This is a genomic window from Duganella sp. CF458 (assembly GCF_900113115.1).
Classification (GTDB): Bacteria; Pseudomonadota; Gammaproteobacteria; order Burkholderiales; family Burkholderiaceae_D; genus Rugamonas.
Genome location: NZ_FOOF01000001.1, coordinates 40706 through 59903 on the forward strand (window position 1 = coordinate 40706; position 19198 = coordinate 59903).

The window sequence follows — 19198 nt, forward strand, 5'->3', positions numbered from 1 at the left end:
GCTGTCAATGCAAAGACAGCCCTTAAAATCGCCATTTCGCGACGATTTTGTAGTCAGGCTACAGATTTACCACCAGTTTTGCCTTCATTGCACTACGCGCTGGCAGCGCCAGCTCCAAGATGCGGGAACGGGCATCCCAACGGGAGGCCACGGCCTTGCCGTCCAGCTTTACATTGCGTGGGCGGTTGGCCACATTGTGCACCTTGACCGTGTAAGCGCGCGCCACCGGCTGCCAGGCCTTGCCAACCTCCGTCTCGATTCCGATCTCGAATTTCGATGCCGAGGCGGCACCAGCGAAATGGGCGGTCTCGTATTTGCCCTGCTCGTAAGCATTGGCGGTTGCGCCGTCGTCGTCGTACAGCTTGCCGCTGGTCGCACCTGCGCTGGCGTCGTAGTAGTAATTCAACTCGACCTGCCTGGTGTCGTAATCGCGGGTGGTCTGCACCACCTTAGCGAGCGGCACCAAGGCGCCTGCGCGCACGAAGACTGGAATATGCTCGGCGACCACCGGTACCACCTCGTTGATGCCGCCCTTGTGCACGGCGCCGCTGTAGAAGTCGAACCAGACCTTGGCCGATGCCGGGAAATTCACTTCCTTGCGCTGCGCGCCAGGATCGGTGACCGGCGCCACCAGGAAGTCCCTGCCCCACAGGTAGGTCGCTGCCACGCCGTTGTCGCCGCCCTCGAACATGATCGGGCGCATCAGCGGCAAGCCGGTCTGGCTGTTGTCGAAGGCCGCGCTGTAGTTATACGGAAGCATGGCGTAGCGCAGGCGGATCGCGTCGCGCGCCAGCGATTTGGTGCGATCGGCGCGGAACACCGGCTCGGCCGGCACTTCCTCCTGCGCGTGCGGACGGAACACCGGCTGGAACACGCCGTACTGCAGCCAGCGCACATACAGTTCATCGTCCAGCATCGGCGAGGCAAAGCCGCCCAGGTCGGAGTGCATATAAGCCAGGCCCTGCATGCCCATCTGCAGCGCGATTTCCATTTGCGACTGCAGGCCGCCCCAACTGCGCTGCACGTCGCCCGACCAGGGGATCATGCCGAATCGCTGCGAGCCCGAATACCCGGCACGCATCAGGATGAAAGGACGCTCGTTCGGGAAGTCTTTCCTGTAGCCTTCCGCAATCAGGCGCGCCCAATCGTGGCCATAGATATTGTGGACCTGGTCGGCGCCAAGCTGGCCGTTGCTGCCATGGCGCAGAGCGGACGGATGCACTTCCGGCTCGCCGAGGTCACCCCACCAGCCAGCCACGCCGCCTTCCTTCAGCTCCTTGTAGATATTCCAGAACCAGTCACGCCCTTCAGGGCGGTACAGGTCAACCAGGCCGGTGTTACCAAAGTAGAAGTCATACTTGAACGGCGCCCCGGCGGCATCGGTAGCCAGTACGTTCTTTTGCACCGCTTCCTGCCAGCGACTGGAGGTGGTGAGCACGAAAGGTTCGGTGATGACGACGGTTTTCACGCCCTTCGCCGCCAGGTCGGCCATCATGCCTTTCGGATTGGGAAAGCTCTCCTTGTCCCAGGCCAGGTTGCCCATGGTGCCTTTGACGGTCTTGCCGAACCAGTACAGGTCCAGCACCACGGCATCGACCGGGATCTTGTCGGCGATGAACTTGTCGACCACGGCGCGGGTTTCGGCCTCCGTGTGGTAACCGAAGCGGCTGGCGAAATTACCGAAGGCCCAGCGCGGAGGCAGTGGCTGGCGGCCGGTCAGGCTGGTGTAGTTGGCCACCACGTCTTCCCACTGCTCGCCGGCGATCACCTGGTAAGTCTTGCGGCCGCCAATCGTTTCGTACGATAGCGTGCCGTCTTTCCTGCTGTCGAAATCGAGGTAGCCAATCTGCGGGTTATCAAAGTGGATGGCGTACTTCTTCGACGACAGCGCCATCGGGATGGTGAAATTCAGCAACTGCGAACGCGCTTCATAGCCGTAATGGGCGCGGTTATACAGCTGGAAGCGGTTGCCGCGGCGGTTCATGCCGGTCGCACGGGCGCCGGCGCCGTACAGGGCTTCGTCGCCATCCAGCGCGAACTCGATCGTTTCCATGCTGCCCTCACGGCGATAGCCGCGCTTTTCGGCCACCAATGGCTGTCCCTTATACAAATAGCTGATGCGGAATGGCTGCTTCTCGACGCGCACGGTGATGCCCTGGGTGGCCAATTCCAGCACCCCGCCCTCCTCGCGCAAGGTGCTGGCCACGACAGCAGGCGGCAATACCACCGCGTGCGACACCGTATCGGCCACTTCTCCCTTTGGAATGAAGGTGGTTTCCACTACCGCCGCGGAATACGCCTTGATGATGTAGGTGCCGTCGTTTGTGCCGATTTCCAGGGCATTGCCGTTTTTCGCGGCAGACAAGAAATGGCGATCCGCGTTCTGCGCCATGGCGGCTTGGCTAATAAGGGCCAATATTGCAAATTTAATTAGTTTCATGGAGTGATATATTAGCGGGCAGTTTTATCTGAGAGGAGATTGAATTGAATAAAACGATTATGAAAAAACCGATGGTTCTGGCCCTGGGCCTGGCACTGGCAGCGGGTTTCGCCCACGCCGCGCCGGCACAGAAAAAAGGCAAAGGCACCCCTGCCGAAGCGAAGAAGTTCATCGCCCAGACCGAAGCAAAGTTCGACAAGCTGGGTAACGAGGGCAACAAAGCCGCCTGGGTGGCGCAGAACTTCATTACCGACGACACCGAAGCGCTGACCGCCTACTTCGGCGAATTGCAACTGGATGCCTCTGGCCAGGCCGCGCTGGAAGCGCGCCGCTTTAACGGTGTACAACTGCCGGACGACGAGGCTCGCAAGATCAAGCTGCTGCAACTGACGCTGATGCTGCCGGATCCGAAGGAGCGCCAGGCTTACGCCGACGCCAACGCCAAGCTGAATGGCGCCTATGGCAAAGCCAAGTACTGCCCGACCGACGGCCGCCAATGCATGCCGCTGGGTGAACTGGAAAAAACGCTGGCCAACAACCGCGACCCTAAAGTCCTGCTGGACGCCTGGAACGGCTGGCACATGCAGTCGCCTTCCTACAAAAAGCTGTACACCGACTACGTTGAGCTGTCCAACAAGGGCGCGCGCGAGATGGGCTATGCCGATACCGGCGCGCTGTGGCGCTCGGGCTACGACATGAAGCCGGAGGAATTCTCGGCCGAGATGGAACGCATCTGGCAGCAAGTGAAGCCGCTGTACGATTCGCTGCACACCTACACCCGCTACAAGCTGCGCGAAACCTACGGCCCGGACCAGGTGCCGATGACCGGCCCGATCCCGGCCCACCTGTTCGGCAATATGTGGAGCCAGAGCTGGGAGAACATCTACCCGCTGCTGATGCCTGCCACCGGCGCGTCCAAGTTCGACCTGAGCAAGGTGCTGGAAGAGCGCAAGACCAGCGCCAAAGAGATGGTGCAATATGGCGAGCGTTTCTACACTTCGCTGGGCATGCCTAAGCTGCCGGAAACCTTCTACCAGCGTTCGCTGCTGGAAAAACCGCGTGACCGCGACGTGGTCTGCCACGCCTCCGCATGGCAGCTCGATGGCAAGGACGACGTCCGCATCAAGATGTGCATCCGTCCGACCGAAGAAGAATTTGCCGTCATCCACCATGAGCTGGGACATATCTATTACGACCTGGCTTACAAGAACCAATCCAACCTGTTCCGCACCGGCGCCAACGACGGCTTCCACGAAGCGATCGGCGATACCATTGCGCTGTCCATCACCCCGAGCTACCTGAAGAAGGTCGGCCTGATGAACGAGAACCCGGACCCGAACGCCGATATCGGCGTGCTGCTGAAGCGTGCCCTGGCCAAGGTTGCCTTCCTGCCGTTCGGCTACTCGGTCGACAAATGGCGCTGGGACGTCTACAGCGGCAAGACCAAGCCTGCCGACTACGACAAGAGCTGGTGGCAGTTGCGCGAGCAGTACATGGGCGTGAAGCGTCCGCTGCCGATGCTGGCTGACGGCTTCGACGCCGGCGCCAAGTACCACGTTGCTGCCGACGTGCCTTACGCCCGCTACTTCCTGGCTCACCTGCTGCAGTTCCAGTTCCATCGCGCCCTGTGCAAGGAAGCCGGCTACACCGGCCCGCTGCACCAGTGCTCGATCTACGGCAGCGAAAAAGCCGGCAAGAAGCTGTGGACCATGCTGGAGATGGGTACTTCCAAGCCATGGCCTGAAGCTTTGAAAGCCGCTACCGGCGAAGAGCGTATCGACGGCCAGGCCCTGCTCGACTACTTCGCCCCGCTGAAAGTCTGGCTGGACGAACAAAACAAGCAACTGGCCGCGAAGGCTAAGTAAATACAAAAATCGGGGGCCGCGGCCCCCGATTTTTTTTGCACCTGAACGCTTAGAACTTGTAGTTCGCGCCCAGCAGGAAGGTGCGGCCATACTTCTGGTATTCCAGTTGCTGGTTACGGTTGCCGTTGTAGGTCTCGTAAGCCGCGTCACGCAGGTTGTTCACCTGCAGTACCAGGCCTACGCCCTTGAACATGCCTTCGTTGAAGGTGTAGCCAACCTGGAAGTCCAGGATGTTCTCGCCAACCACGTAGCGCAGCGAACGCTCACCGGCGAAGTTGCCGATCTCACCCACGAAGTCCGAACGCTTGCGCTGGCTCAGGCGGGTTTCGAAGCCGGCCTTCTCGTAGTACACGGTCAGGTTGCTGGTGTGCTTCGACAGGCCCGGCAGCATGATGGTCTGGCCCAGGTTGGCGCTAGGTTCCTTGATGACGATGGCGCTGTCGTTGTACGAATAGCTGCCGCTCAGGCCGAAGCCGTCCAGTACCGGGGTCACCATGTTCAGCGGCAGCGAAGCGGTCAGCTCCAGGCCTTTCATATTGCCGCCCTTGCCGTTGTAAGGAGCGGTGTAGTTGCCGAACGGGGTAATCGCGTTGGTGCCTGGAATCTGCTCCGAGAAGTCGCGGGTGCGGGTCTCGGTGAAGATGTAGGTATCCAGCTTCTTGTAGTAGAAGGCCAGCGCCGCGTAGGCTTTCTTGCCGAAGTATTTTTCATACGACAAGTCGAATGCCTTGGCGCGCCATGGGTCCAGCTGGGCGTTGCCGCCGCTGCCGCTTGGTTTGAAGTCGTTGGTGCCGACGTTGAAATCCAGCGCGGAACGCAGTTGGTCAACGCGTGGGCGGGCGATCTGCTTGGCCAGGGCCATGCGCACGGTGTGGTCGTTCGGCAGTTGGAACGCCAGGTTCATGCTAGGCAACACGTCGGTGTAGGTCTTGCCGTCATGGACAGGCTTGACTTCCTGGCCGGCTGGGGCGGTGCCGTCCCAGTATTTGGCATCGGAGGACTGGTCGGTACGCTGCACCTGCACGCCGAAGTTGCCGCGCAGGCTGACATCACCCAGTTCGTGCTCGATATTGGCCTTGGCGAAGGTCGTGGTGATTTTCTCCTTCACGGTCCAAGCTTTGGCGATCAGGAAGCTCTTGTCTTCGCTCGGTGCGAAAGTCATGTACTTGGCCACAACGCCTGGCACGTTCCACGAAGGGATGGTGCCTACGCCCGCGAAGCCCAGGTCAACCGGTGCGTACAGCAGGTCCGACGAAATCGTCGACGCGGCGCCGGCCAGCTTGATGTCGCCTTCCGGCTGGTGCTTCTCCTTGCTGCGGTCGGAATAGTGGACGCCGAAATCGAAGCTCGAGAAGTACTTCTCCAGGGCGCCGGACGACTGGATATTCGCAGCCAGCTTGAAGCCGTTCAGCTCATCTTCCACGTGCGGGGTCTTGCCGTAGCCGGAACCGTAGATGGTGTTGCGCACGTACAGGTTGGCCGGGTTGCTGTAATCGCGGCCCGGGTTCATGGTCGGGAAGCCGCCGGTACCCAATGACAGGGCGACGGAATCCAGGTATGGATTGCCGGCTACATCGCTGATCTGCAGGTTGTTTTCCAGGCTCAGTTCATCGCGCTTGGCGGTGGAGCGGCTCAGGTCAGCCACCAGCGACCAGCCATCCATCTTCCATTCGTTGTTCCAGCCGATGGCGCGGATATCATCCTTGCGCTTGTCGTACATGCCGCGCACCAGCGGGTACACGCCGGTCGCGGTGCCGGTGGCGAACGAACCGTTGTTGGTGGTGACGTTCTCGAAATTCAGGCCAGGGGTGTTGTTGCCGTTATAGCCGCCAACATGCACTTCGAATTGGTTGGCGGTGTCTTCATGCTTGAAGCGCGACGCGTACACGTCGATCATCGAGGTGAAGTTCTTGCTCGGACGGTATTGCAGCACGCCCATCAGGCCATCGCGCTTGTTGTAGCCGCTGCGCGCCAGGGACTTGATACCGTCGGTGACCATGGTACCGGCAGGCACGCCTGGGCGGGATTCATTCTTCCATGGCTCGTACAGCCCGGTCTCGCGGGCCAGCACCGGCGAATCCAGGTGGGCAAAGCCGATCGCCACACCGATGGTGCGGTTTGCGAACTGGTCGATGTAAGTGGCGCTGAAGCGGCCGCCGCGCGAATCGGTATCGGCGATGCTGCCCAGCGAATTCTTTTCCATGCGGGCGTTCAGCGACACGGTACGGCCGCCGAAAGCCAGCGGACGCACGGTCTGCAGGTCCAGGGTACCGGACAGGCCCTGGCCGACCATGCCTGCGTCAGGGGTCTTGTAAATGGTGACCGCGCCGATCAGTTCGGACGGGTACTGGTCGAATTCCACACTGCGATTGTCGCCGGTCGAGACTTGCTCGCGGCCGTTCAGCAGGGTGGTAGCGAAGTCCGGCGAGAGACCGCGTACGGAAATGTTTTGCGCGCGGCCGGCAACACGTTGTGCGGCCAAGCCTGGCAGGCGGGCGATGGACTCGGCGATGGAGGTATCCGGCAGCTTGCCGATGTCTTCCGCGGAGATAGCCTCGACGATGGAAGTGGCGTTTTTCTTGACGGAGATCGCGTCTTCAATACCGCGGCGAATGCCGGACACGGTCACAGTTTGCATCGGCGCGTCAGCTGCCTGGCCGGTGGTGGTTGCGGTCTGCGCGTACGCAGAGCCCGCGAATGCGGATACAAATACTGCACACCCAGCCGCAACCGGACTCAGTCGGAAAGCGGTATTGCCTCGCTTGTTGGCGAAGATAGTCATCAAAGTCCCCTCACTCATTAAACATTCTTTCCCGCAACCTACACAGACCGGTTTATTTCGACTACACGGGAATCCTTGGAAAGCGAACGCTCTTACGGACGCTCTGAAGCGGATTCTGTACTAAAACTAGATTTGATGTCAATGAATGACCATCATCATCACCATGTATTTCTGCCTTTCCCGGCGGGCTCTCTCTGTGAATTGCGACGGTCACGTTGTATTTCGGCTACAAATTTAGACAAATGTAGGTGTAGTAGAACTACATTGAATTTCGGTGTATTGTCGGGCCCATAAGACGTCCCACCGGAGAACAGATGAAGAAGACCGCCTGCGCCGCCCTGCTTGGCATCGCCCTGCTGCAAGCCGCTTACGCAGCCCAGCCAACCGTCCAGCATATGGAACCGCCGTTCTGGTGGGCTGGCATGCAGAACCCCAAGCTGCAACTGATGGTGAATGCGCCAAACGTGGCGGAGCTGGAACCGTCCATTCACTACCCAGGTGTGCAGATCGGGAGCGTGAGCCGGGTGGCCAACCGCAATTACCTGTTCATCGACCTGGTGCTGGCGCCGGACGTGGCGCCGGGACACTTCGACATCCGCTTCACCGCACCGGGCAAGCAAGGCCTTACATACAGCTACCGGTTGCTGGCGCGCGACGCGGGTTCGGCGCAGCGGCAAGGCTTCAATACTTCCGACGCGATTTACCAGGTCATGCCCGACCGCTTCGCCAACGGCAATCCAGCCAACGACAACGTGGCCGGCATGCCGGACAAGGCCAATCGCGCCGAGGGCAACGGCCGTCACGGCGGCGACCTGGCCGGCATGGCGGCGCACCTGGACTATATAAAGGACATGGGCTTCACGCAGGTCTGGCCAACGCCCCTTGTTGAGAACAACCAGGATATGCACTCCTACCATGGCTACGCGGCGACCGACCACTACAAGATCGACGCCCGCTATGGCAGCAACGAGGACTATCGCGCCTTTGTGGGGCAGGCGCGTTCGCGCGGGATCGGGGTGATCCAGGACGTGGTGCTGAGCCACATCGGCAGCCGTCACTGGTGGATGAAGGACATGCCGATGCAGGACTGGCTCAGCTACGACGGCAAGTACACACCGACTGCCCACCACCGCGTCGCCAACATCGATCCATATGGCAGCAAGGAGGATGCGCGCAACTTCACCCAGGGCTGGTTCGGGCCGCATATGCCGGACATGAACCAGACCAATCCCTATGTGGCGAACTATCTTATCCAGAACAATATCTGGTGGATCGAGTATGCCGGACTGTCCGGCCTGCGCGTCGATACCTACGGCTATTCCGATACCGCATTCCTGACCGAATGGTCGAAACGGCTGCTGGCGGAATACCCACGGCTGAACATGGTGGGCGAGGAATGGAGCACGCGGATTCCTATCGTGGCGCGCTGGCAGGCGCTGAACGCGCCAAGCATGATGGACTTCCCCCTCAACGACGTGCTGCGCAAGGCGCTGGGCGATACCGACGGCACTTACCGCCTGTACGATGTCTATGAGACGCTGGCGCAGGATTACCTCTACCCCAATCCGTCCAACCTGGTACTGTTCGAAGGCAATCACGACTTGTCGCGCAGCTTCAGCATGGTGAACAGCGACCCGGCCCTGCTGCGCATGGCATTGGCTTTCACGCTCACCGTTCCGCGCATCCCACAGTTCTATTACGGGACCGAGATCCTGATGCCAAGCACCGTGAAAGGACGTGACGACCCATCCTACCGCCACGACATGCCCGGCGGCTGGGCGGGTGATAAAGTGAACGCCTTCACTGGCGAAGGCCTGAGCGCCGGGCAGCGCGATATGCAAGCCTTCGTGAAGAAGCTGGCCAACTGGCGCAAGACTTCCAGCGCGGTGCAGCATGGGAAGATGATGCAATATGGCCCGGAACAGGATACCTATGTGTACTTCCGCTATGACGGCAAGCAGAAAGTCATGGTTGCGCTGAACAAGAATGCCAAGGACATCACCCTCGATGCGCACCGCTTCCGTGAAATGCTGGCTGGCGTTCGCGCCGGCACGGACGTGATCACCGGCCAGAAAGTCCCGCTCACGGGCAAATTCACGCTTCCCGCCCGCGCAGTGCTAGTGATGGAGATCCAGTAATGCCGGGCCGCGCGATGCTGGCGGCGGCCATCGGCGCCGTCTTCGTGAGCGCAGGCGCGTTGGCAAATACCAGCGTCGAACTGCCGTTCGGCTCCTACAAGGCGCGCTTCGCGACGCCGGACCCGCAAGCGACGCTGCGCAGCTACACGCAGTCCACGACGATGCCTCTGCGCGACAACGCGCCGCAAACAATCACCTTCAGCGAACAGGCCGGCCAACCCAAGGTCCGCAGCGGCAGCCTGGCCTTCGACGCCCTGTTCGCGCTGGCAGTCACGGAGATGAAGCAGGATTCGGTGCAAGCCATCCGTGACGGCAGCTACAACAGCGGGCAGCCGATAGCATGCGAGTGCTTCGAAACCGGCGAGAAATGGCATTACGTTTGGACGCGCGACCTGTCCTATGCCGCCAACCTCGGGCTGGCCATGCTCGACCCGCAACGCGCGCGCAATTCCCTGTTGTTCAAGCTCTCCGTCTACCGCAATGGCAAGCCGGCGTCGGCCGCGGGCAGCGACGATGGCCTGCAGATCGTGCAGGACACCGGCAGCGGCGGAAGCTGGCCGGTCAGCACCGACCGCGTAAGCTGGGCCTTCGGCGCGGAACAGGCGCTGAAGTCGCTGCCGGCCGAAGAACGGGCGCAGTTTGCCGCCACCGCCCTGCAAGCGCTGCGCAACACCGTCGAGAACGACCGCATCGCTGCTTATGACGCCGCCAGCGGCCTATACAACGGCGAGCAATCCTTCCTCGACTGGCGCGAACAGTCGTATGCGGCGTGGATTCCGAACGACCTGTCCAGCATGGCCACGTCCAAGTCGCTGTCCACAAACGTCGCCCATTACAAGGCGCTGACGCTGGCGGCCGAGCTATCGCAGCAGGCCGGCGACAACGAAGGCACGCAGCGTTACGCGCGCTGGGCATCCGCCCTGAAGATCTCCATCAACGATCGCCTTTGGCTGAAGGAAGCGGGCATGTACAGCAGCCTGTCCGCAGGACACTTCGACGGCGCCGCCATGCACAAGTTCGACTGGCTTGGACAGTCGCTCGCCATCGTCACCGGCGTGGCCGACGCCGAGCAGGCGCAATCGATACTGGCCCGCTACCCTCACGGCCCATTGGGCGCGCCGGTGATCTGGCCGCAGCAGCCGGGCGTTCCGGTGTATCACAACCGTGCCTTGTGGCCTTTCGTTACCGCTTATGGTTTGAAGGCGGCAGCGCAGTACGGGAACGTGGCGGTGGCGGATGCCGCCTACGCCAGCTTGCTGCAGGGCGCGGCACTCAATCTGTCGAATATGGAGAACATGGAGTGGCAGGGCGGCGATCCGTCCGCACCGGCCATCAATTCGCGCCGGCAGCTTTGGTCGGTGGGAGGCTTCCTGGGCATGGTGGTACAGCAGGTGTTTGGCATCGGTGTGGATACCGAGCGTCTGCACGTTAATCCGTTCATCACCTCCAGGCTGCGGCGCGAGTGGTTTGCAGGCAGCGATGTGATCGAACTGTCCGGATTGGTCTTGCACGGCAAACGCCTGCAGATCAGGATCAAGCTGCCACCGGCCGTCGCGCTCGAAGGGTATTACATGCCGGTCGGCGGCAAGCTGAATGGCAAAGATGCACGCAGCCCCGTTGCCTGGAGCGAGCTGGCGGACGATAACCTGATTGAAGTGGAAATGGGGACCCTTGTGCCCGGGCGCAAGCAGATCACCTTCGCAGGCCCCGAAGCCGCCTCCACTGCACCGCCGGAACCCGTCGTCCAGCGAACGCCATCAACCGGCGCAACCGTGCTTCACATCGCCCCGGGCGCAGGGACGCAGGAAGATGTCCGCTTCAATGTGTACCGCGACGGACAACTCGTTGGCGCCAACGTCGCTGCCGGCAACTGGCCATCCACAATGGCATCCTGCTACGCCGTGGAGGCGGTGTACCCGGCCACCGGTTTGCGCAGCCATCACTCGCAACCACTCTGCCCTGCAGCCGCAGACGGCGCGGCAGACAGCGTGACCGCCGCAAAAGACGGCCTCTACAACGTCCAACTCCGCTACAACAACCACGCCCACCAGATCAACCTGGGCATCACCAACGCCGTGCAGCTCCTTCGACTGCGCGACAAACATGGCGCGATCGCGGCGGAAGGCATTATCCAGATGCCGCACAACACCCCAGCCAACGGCCCATCGTGGTCGACGCCCCTGCACGCCACGCTAAAGCAAGGCAGCTACCGGCTCGAACTGCAGCCCTTCTACAATATGAGCAGCCTGCAAGCCAACGCCAGCTATGCGGATGCCGGCGGCAGCAGCGGCCCGCGCAACCACGCCGAGGTGCAGGCCGCGCGCCTGCTGCCCGCCCCCGCGGCTGCCAAGCCGCCAATGCACGGCACATTGCAACTGGTGGAAAAGTTCAAATCCCCCCAACTAGGTAACGAACGCACGCTCCGCATCTACCTGCCGCCAAGCTACGGCAGCGACACCAAGCGCCGCTACCCTGTGCTCTATATGCACGACGGCCAGAATCTGTTCGATGCCAAGTCCGCCAGCTACGGCACCGAATGGAATATCGACGAAGTGGCGGACCGGCTGGCGCACCAGGGCGATATGGAAGAAGTGATCGTGGTCGGCATCGACAACACCACCGACCGCATCGCCGAATACACACCCTGCTGCGACCCAAAACACGGCGGGGGAAAGCTGAATGCCTACGCCGACTTCGTGGCGAAAACCGTCAAGCCATGGGTGGACAGGCAATACCGCACCCAGCCTGGCCGCCGGCACACGGCCGTGATGGGTTCATCGCTGGGCGGCCTGGCTTCAATCGGTATCGCCCAGCGCTACCCGCAAATATTTTCGATGGCAGGCGGCGTTTCCAGCTCCTTCTGGTGGAACAACCAGGAACACGTGAAGCATCCGCCAAAGAAAATGCCGCTCAGGTTCTACATCGACGTGGGAACGGTATATGACGGCCAGGAGGACAGCGAAGCTTTCCGCCGGGCTTTGAAGAAGAACGGCTATCGTGAGGGACGCGACCTGCTATTCCTGCTCGACGAGGGGGGACGCCATAACGAGCAATCGTGGGCCGGCCGCGTGCACGTTGCGCTGGCCTGGTTCTTCGGCAAACCAGGCCGCGCCACGCAACAGGAAGCGCCTTAAGCCGGCAAGACCCGCAGGCCGCGGCTTGCCGACAGTTGCATGCGCGAGCTGGTGCCGGCCTGTTCGCGCACCTTGAACACCGACACAGCTTGCTCGAGGCTTGCCGCCTGCAGCTGCAAAGCCTCGGCAGCCGCCGCAGCCTCCTCCACCAGTGCTGCATTCTGCTGCGTCACGGTGTCCATCTGGGTGATGGCATCGCTGATCTGCTCAATGCCATCGCGCTGCTCGCCGGTTGCTATGGCGATCTCGCCGATGATCGAAGTAACGCGGCGTACGCTGTTGACCACTTCCTCCATCGTCACGCCGGCTTCGCCCACCAGGCGGCTGCCCTCTTCCACGCGCTCGACGGAATTGCCGATCAACTCCTTGATCTCCTTGGCCGCAGCAGCGGAGCGATGCGCCAGGTTGCGCACCTCGCCTGCCACCACGGCAAAGCCACGGCCCTGCTCACCAGCCCGGGCAGCTTCCACCGCCGCATTCAGCGCCAGGATATTGGTCTGGAACGCAATGCCATCGATCACGCCGATGATGTCGACAATCTTGCGGGAGGACTCGTTGATCGCGCCCATGGTCTGCACCACCTCCGATACGGTGGCGCCGCCGCGCACGGCGACATTGGAAGCTTCGTCGGCCAGCTTGCGCGCCTGGGTCGCGTTCTCATTGTTCTGCCGTACGGTGCTGGTCAGCTCCGTCATCGACGATGCCGTTTCCTCCAGCGAGCTGGCCTGCTGTTCGGTACGGGTCGACAGGTCCATGCTGCCGGTGGCCACTTCGCTCGACGCGCTGGCAATGGTCTGCGTGCCCGTGCGCACCCGGCTCACGATATCCGAAAGATTGCCGCTCATTTGCTTCAAGGCCGCCAACAGCTCACCCACCTCGTCCTTGGTCCGCACATCCACGTCGACACTCAGGTCACCCGCTGCCACGTTCTTGGCGATATCAATCGCCTGGTCCAGCGGACGCGTGATGCCCTTCACGATCCACCACACGATGGCAGCGCCGACCGCGGTGGTGACCAGCAGCACCACCATCAGCGTAATGGTAGCGGAGCGGTTGGCCGCTTCCGCTGTCGCCACCGCTTCTGCCGCATTCTTCTTGGATTGGGAATCGATGAACTCCACAATCTCATCGATCTTCTTGGTCGGCGCCCGGTCCATGCCCGCAACGGCCTTGTCGAGAATCTTGTAGCTTTCCGGGTTGGCAGGATCAAACTGTTTGAGCGCGGCCATATAGCTCTTGCCCAACTCCTCATGCATCTTGATCGCTTCGTCATCCAGGGTGGTCTGCAGGTTCAGCTTGCTCAGCATGCCTGACAGTTTCTGCAGTTCCGCATTGGTGGCCTGGCCGCTCTTGACGAAAGCCGCGGAGTATTTTTCGAGCTGCGCAGGATCGTGACCGCGCACCAGGATGTTTTTCCATTCCTGCACCTGAATCTTGAATTCCACCTGCGCACCGCGAGCAGTATCGACAGCCTGGGTCAGGTCGACCGAACGCTGCATGCTTTGGGCGTTGCTGGATTTGATAAAGCTGATGGCGCTCCAGCCCTGGTAGCCGACCGTAAACAAGGCCAGCATGAAGAAAGCGCCCAGCAAGGCCAGCCGCACTCCGATCTTGAGATTGCCGAAGTTCATGATTATTCTCCCCTAGGTAAAAGGCCGCATTAAGCCTTCAGGACTGCAATCTTCATCATGCGCCCTAAAGTACTAAAAGCCAAGAAACCTGTTTTCGCTACAACCTAGTTGTGGCGCGGGGGAAACTCCATGCGATAAAGGTCGGTTTTCCCCGTGGCGAACCGCTCGACAAAGTGCATGCCGAGTTTCTTCAGTAGTGCTGAAGAAGGGGCATTGTCGGGCGAAACGATGCCGAGCAAGCGCGGCAGTTTAACAACATCGCGGCCATACTCCAGCGCGGCCGACGCTGCCTCCCACGCATATCCCTGTCCCCAAAAGGCGGGCAGGTAGGCATAGCCTATATCGGTATCCGGCAAGGTGTCGCGCTTGATCAAGCCGCACATGCCGATAGCGGCGCCATCCTCTTTGCGGACAACCATCCACAAGGAATAGCCCAACTGGGCTTGCATGGCGATCGGACCGGCCAGCAAGGCGGCACGCGCACCATCGAGGTCGCGCACGCCTTTGTCGCCAATATTCTCAAGGAAGGAAGGCTCGTTCACCAGTCGGAGGTAAAACGAAGCATCATCAACAGTTGCGGGACGCAGGGTCAGTCGTTTGGTATCGATCATTGCTCCGGCCAATCGTTAGGGTCGGCCAGGAACTTGTACATCACATACACGTCAACAAAACCGAGCTGCTTGTGCCGATAGGCGCGCGGCAGCGTGCCTAGGACGGAAAACCCGAGCCGCTTCCACAGCAGCACGGCAGAAACATTGGTGCTTACAACGTAATTGAACTGCATGGCGAGAAAACCGTCGCGCCGCGCCTGCTCCAGGCAATGACGGCCCAGCATTTTGCCGATGCCCACGCCTTGCGCGGCGGGGCTGACCATGAAGGACGCGTTGGCCACATGGGAACCACGGTCAAGCTGGTTGGGCAGCAAGCGATACATGCCGAGCAGGCGGCCCGTGTTCAGCACCGCGACCCAGGTTTTGATGCCGCGCCCGAACCAGAAAGCATGGCAGTCATCGCGGCTGGTCTCGGCCGCGAAGTAATAGGTATCTCCGCTGGCGATCAGCTCCTGGAAAATCGTCCACATGGGGTCGAAATCGGCCTCGGTGGCCAGGCGGATGACGATGTCTTTCAAGTCTGCTCCCGGCTGCAGGAATGATGCTGAATTTTCATGCATTTTTGCGTGCAAGTCCAGCATGCCCGGACAGGCGGAAATCGACTTGCTGCGGCCTGCCCGGCAGGGCCAGGCGCGCTGTGGCGCGCGGCGCTTCAGCCAGCACCTGCCCGCGCCGCAACACCAGGCGCCGTGCAGCGCGCAGGCGGATGGCTTCCACCGGGTCGCCCGCATCGAGCAGCACCAGGTCGGCGTGGCAGCCCGGGCGCAGGCCATAGCCCTCCAGGCCAAGGATCTTCGCCGGCGCTTCCGTCACCGCATTGAAGCAGGCATGCATGGCATTCTGCCCGGTCATCTGCGCCACATGCAGGCCCATATGGGCCACCTCCAGCATATCGCCCGAGCCCAGGCTGTACCAGGGGTCCATCACGCAGTCATGGCCGAAGGCGACGTCAATGCCATGGGCCAGCATTTCCGGCACACGCGTCATGCCGCGGCGCTTGGGGTAAGTATCGTGACGGCCTTGCAGCGTGATGTTGATCAGCGGATTGGCGATGGCCGCAACGCCAGCTTCCCGGATCAAGGGCAGCAACTTGCTGACGTAGTAGTTGTCCATCGAGTGCATGGAAGTCAGGTGCGAACCCGCCACGCGGCCTTGCAGGCCAAGGCGTTGCGTGTGATACGCCAAGGTCTCGATATGGCGCGACAGAGGGTCGTCCGATTCATCGCAATGCATGTCAACGCGCAAACCCTTCTCCGCCGCAAATTCGCACAGCACGCGCACCGACTCCGCACCATCGGCCATGGTGCGCTCGAAATGCGGAATGCCGCCGACCACATCGACACCCATCGCGATCGCACGTTCCAGGTTGGCCATTGCAGTAGGGCTGCGCAGCACGCCATCCTGCGGGAAGGCCACCAATTGCAAATCGAGATAAGGCGCCATGCGCCGTTTCACATCGAGCAGCGCTTCCACAGCCAGCAGGCGATCGTCGCACACGTCGACGTGGCTGCGGATGGCGAGCAGGCCACGCGCCACCGCCCAATCGCAATATTGCAGCGCGCGTTCCACCAAAGCATCCTGCGTCAGCTGCGGCTTCAGTTCGCCCCACAGCGCAATACCCTCCAGCAGCGTGCCCGACTGGTTGACACGCGGCAGGCCGTAACTGAGTGTGGCATCCATATGGAAGTGGGCATCGACGAAAGGCGGCGTGACCAGGTCGCCTTCCGCATCGATCTCGCGCGCGCCCCTTACTTGCAACACAGGAGCCATATCGGCGATGCGGCCTTGGTCGATGGCGATATCGATGCCTCGGCGGCCATCGGGCAAGCTGGCATTGCGGATTACAAGATCCATTGCATCGCTCCACAGGTAAGGATGGCCGATTGTAGGCAGGCCGCGCAGGGCACGCAATGCTGCACCGCATAACTTTTGCTTCAATAGTCGGCAAAAATGTCTTTCCATTACCATATTTCGTCGCTAGAATGGGTTTATTGCAGCGCACCATTTCCCATCGATCCAGGAGAAAATATGTTTTCGATTCCCGAGCAATTTTCCGCAGCCACCAAGTCGCAGCTGGAAGCGCAGCTGAAAATCCTCAACCACTTCGCCACCACTGCCTTCGAAGGCGCGCAACAGGTGATCGCGCTCAACCTGAGCACCACCAAAGCCACCGTCGAGAAGAGTTCCGCCGCCGCGCGCGAACTGCTGGAGGCGAAAGATCCGCAAGAATTCTTCGCCAAGAGCAGTGCACGCGTGCCGAGCCTGGATGGCTTGTTCACCTATAACCGCGAGCTGTTCAGCATTGCCAGCAAGACCCAGACGGAATTGTTCCAGGCAGCACAACAGCAATTGAAAGAAGCCGGCAAGCAAGCCGAGAAGTTGCCGAAGCTGTCCGCACCGATCGCAGCGCCGGCGCCAGTGCCAGCTCCCGCACCGGCTCCCGCTCCTGCAGCGCCGAAGGCAGCCAAAGCCGAAGCCAAGCCAGTGCCGAAAATCGAAGCCAAGCCAGAAGTAGTCGACAGCAAGCCGGAAATCAAAGCCGAAGCAAAGGTTGAAGCAAAAGCCGACGCCAAGCCATCCAAGCCATCCGCCAGCTTCCCCGACCCCAAAGCCCCCCCCGCCAACGGCGCCAAAGCTCACAAGTAATTTAGAAGTCGGGTCCAGCTCCCAATTTAAAAGTCGGGGTCAGCTCTGGCAATCGGACATAAATTTCGCATGCGAAATTTATGTCCGATTGCCAGAGCTGACCCCGACTTTCATCGCGGAGGGCGTGCTCGGCGAAAAATCCTGCCCTGAGGTATGCTTGCAGGCTCTTGGCAGCATTTTTCTTCTAAGCATATGAGTTTATCGCGCCTGATCGGTGGCTTCGTCCGCAGCCATTGGCGTCCTTACGCAGCCGCCGGCGCCATGCTGACCGGCGTCGCAATCATCGGTATCTGTATTCCCCGTCAGATCGGCTATATGGTCGATGGCCTGGCGGCGGGCAAGCTTGGCCGCGAGGCTTTGTGGCAGGCCATCGGCTTGCTGCTCCTGCTGGGCGTGGCTAACTACGGCTTGCGCGTGGCGTGGCGCATGAAGCTGTTTGCGGCTGCCTATCAATTGGGCGTTGAATTGCGCACGCGCTTCTATCGCCGCTTGTCGCTACAGGGCCCGCAATTTTTCCAGAAGCAGCGCACCGGCGACTTGATGGCTTTGGCCACCAACGATATCGATGCGATCGAGATGGCGGCCGGCGAGGCGATGCTGGCCGGCTTCGATGGTTCGCTGACGTTGTTACTGGTGCTGGGCATGATGCTGGTCGGCGTCGATTGGCGTCTGGCGCTGTTTGCCTTGATTCCCTTCCCGCTGATGGCCTGGGCTTTCTGGCGTATCTCGTCGCACATCCATACTGCTTCGGCCGATTCGCTGAAGCGCTTCAGTGCGTTGAACGATCATGTGCAGGAAACGCTGTCCGGCGTGCGCACCTTGCGTGCCCTTGGACTGGAACAGCGCAGCAGCAATCGGTTCGAGGAACTGGCCGGCGCCGCTGCCGATGCCAGTCTGACCGCGCAGCGTTGGGAAGCGGCTTATGAGCCGGCGGTTGGCCTGACCCTGACCGCGGCTACCGGCCTGTCGCTGGGCCTGGGTGGCCTGCTCGTGTGGCGCGGGGAGCTGACCATTGGCGAACTGACTTCCTTCAGCATGTACCTTGGCCAATTGATCTGGCCGATGTTCGCTGCGGGCTGGGTGTTGTCGTTGATCGAGCGTGGCCGCGCCGCGTATGCGCGCTTGCAGCCGATGCTGGAGGCGCCGTTGACCATCGAAGATCATGGCCGCCTGCCGCACGTCGCTCCGGGCAACCTGGAGTTGAGCGGCGTGGGCTTCTCCTATCCCGGCCAACAGGAACCGGCGCTGTCCGATGTTTCGCTGACGCTGAAGCCTGGCCAGACGCTTGGCCTGGTCGGCCCGACCGGCTCGGGAAAATCGACCCTGCTGCGCGTGCTGCTGCGCCAGGTCACGCCGACGCAGGGCAGCGCAAAATGGAGCGGCCACCCGCTTGACCAGTACACCCTGCAGGCGCTGCGTGCGGCAATCAGCTGGGTGCCGCAGGAGTCCTTCCTGTTCTCCGCTTCGATTGCCGACAATATCGCCCTGGCCAAGCCCGGCGCCACCCGTGCGGAAGTCGAGCGCGCGGCGGACCTGGCGGCGATCCACGACGATATCCTGCTGTTCCCGCACAAGTATGAAACGGAGGTCGGCGAAAAAGGCATCACCCTGTCCGGCGGCCAGCGCCAGCGCGTCGCCATTGCACGAGCCCTGCTGTCCGACAACGACTTGCTGCTGCTGGACGACGCCCTGTCGGCGGTCGATACCGGCACCGAAACCGCCATCCTCGAGCACCTGGAAGAACTGCGCCGCGCCCACACCACACGCAGCGCCATCATCGCCAGCCATCGCCTGAGCGCGGTGGTGGATGCCGACCAGATCGTGGTCCTGCAGCAGGGCCGCATCACCGAGTCGGGCACGCATGAAGAACTGCTTGCGCTGAATGGTTGGTACGCCAGCCAGTGGCGCTACCAACAACTGGAGGCCAGCCTTGACGCAGCCTGATAAACAC

11 protein-coding genes are annotated in these 19198 nt (G+C 61.3%); 5 read left to right on the forward strand and 6 right to left on the reverse strand.

Annotated elements, in window-relative coordinates:
• Positions 1-58: 58 nt before the first annotated feature.
• The gene (locus BM269_RS00205) at positions 59-2365 is read right to left on the reverse strand and encodes a glycoside hydrolase family 31 protein (RefSeq protein ID WP_229204439.1); all 2307 of its coding nucleotides are present in this window, start codon (positions 2363-2365) and stop codon (positions 59-61) included.
• Between the two features lie 119 nt (positions 2366-2484).
• Here BM269_RS00205 and BM269_RS00210 point away from each other — a divergent pair, with 119 nt between their 5' ends.
• Entirely contained in the window at positions 2485-4305 is a 1821-nt protein-coding gene (locus BM269_RS00210; protein WP_229204440.1) for a M2 family metallopeptidase, read from the forward strand.
• Positions 4306-4354: 49 nt separating this feature from the next.
• On the opposite strand, the gene BM269_RS00215 is transcribed toward BM269_RS00210, so the two are convergent.
• Positions 4355-6943 (reverse strand): TonB-dependent receptor, encoded by a 2589-nt coding sequence (locus BM269_RS00215; RefSeq protein ID WP_229204441.1) that lies wholly within the window; start codon positions 6941-6943, stop codon positions 4355-4357.
• 458 nt (positions 6944-7401) lie between these two features.
• Between BM269_RS00215 and BM269_RS00220 the strand changes: the two genes are divergently transcribed.
• Positions 7402-9225, forward strand: a complete 1824-nt coding sequence (locus BM269_RS00220; protein ID WP_090434271.1) for a glycoside hydrolase family 13 protein — start codon at positions 7402-7404, stop codon at positions 9223-9225.
• Positions 9225-12359 (forward strand): alpha/beta hydrolase-fold protein, encoded by a 3135-nt coding sequence (locus BM269_RS00225; protein ID WP_090434274.1) that lies wholly within the window; start codon positions 9225-9227, stop codon positions 12357-12359. Before BM269_RS00220 ends, BM269_RS00225 begins: the two co-directional genes overlap by 1 nt.
• Here BM269_RS00225 and BM269_RS00230 read toward each other — a convergent pair.
• The 4 genes from BM269_RS00230 to BM269_RS00245 form a co-directional block, all read right to left on the reverse strand.
• Complete coding sequence (locus BM269_RS00230) at positions 12356-13990, reverse strand: methyl-accepting chemotaxis protein (protein ID WP_090434277.1); 1635 nt, start codon at positions 13988-13990, stop codon at positions 12356-12358. The two genes, BM269_RS00225 and BM269_RS00230, sit on opposite strands and share 4 nt — an antisense overlap.
• A gap of 104 nt (positions 13991-14094) precedes the next feature.
• The gene (locus BM269_RS00235) at positions 14095-14601 is read right to left on the reverse strand and encodes a GNAT family N-acetyltransferase (RefSeq protein WP_090434280.1); all 507 of its coding nucleotides are present in this window, start codon (positions 14599-14601) and stop codon (positions 14095-14097) included.
• A complete protein-coding gene (locus tag BM269_RS00240) occupies positions 14598-15119 on the reverse strand; it encodes a GNAT family N-acetyltransferase (protein ID WP_090435549.1) in 522 nt (173 codons plus the stop codon). Before BM269_RS00240 ends, BM269_RS00235 begins: the two co-directional genes overlap by 4 nt.
• A gap of 34 nt (positions 15120-15153) precedes the next feature.
• Positions 15154-16455, reverse strand: a complete 1302-nt coding sequence (locus BM269_RS00245; protein ID WP_090435550.1) for an amidohydrolase family protein — start codon at positions 16453-16455, stop codon at positions 15154-15156.
• A 174-nt stretch (positions 16456-16629) separates the two neighbouring features.
• Here BM269_RS00245 and phaP point away from each other — a divergent pair, with 174 nt between their 5' ends.
• Together phaP and BM269_RS00255 are read left to right on the forward strand one after the other, a co-directional pair.
• Positions 16630-17247 carry a TIGR01841 family phasin gene (gene phaP, locus BM269_RS00250; RefSeq protein WP_090434283.1) on the forward strand — a complete coding sequence of 206 codons (618 nt, stop codon included), beginning with the start codon at positions 16630-16632 and terminating at the stop codon, positions 17245-17247.
• Positions 17248-17439: 192 nt separating this feature from the next.
• A complete protein-coding gene (locus BM269_RS00255) occupies positions 17440-19191 on the forward strand; it encodes an ABC transporter ATP-binding protein (RefSeq protein ID WP_090434284.1) in 1752 nt (583 codons plus the stop codon).
• Positions 19192-19198 lie beyond the last annotated feature (7 nt).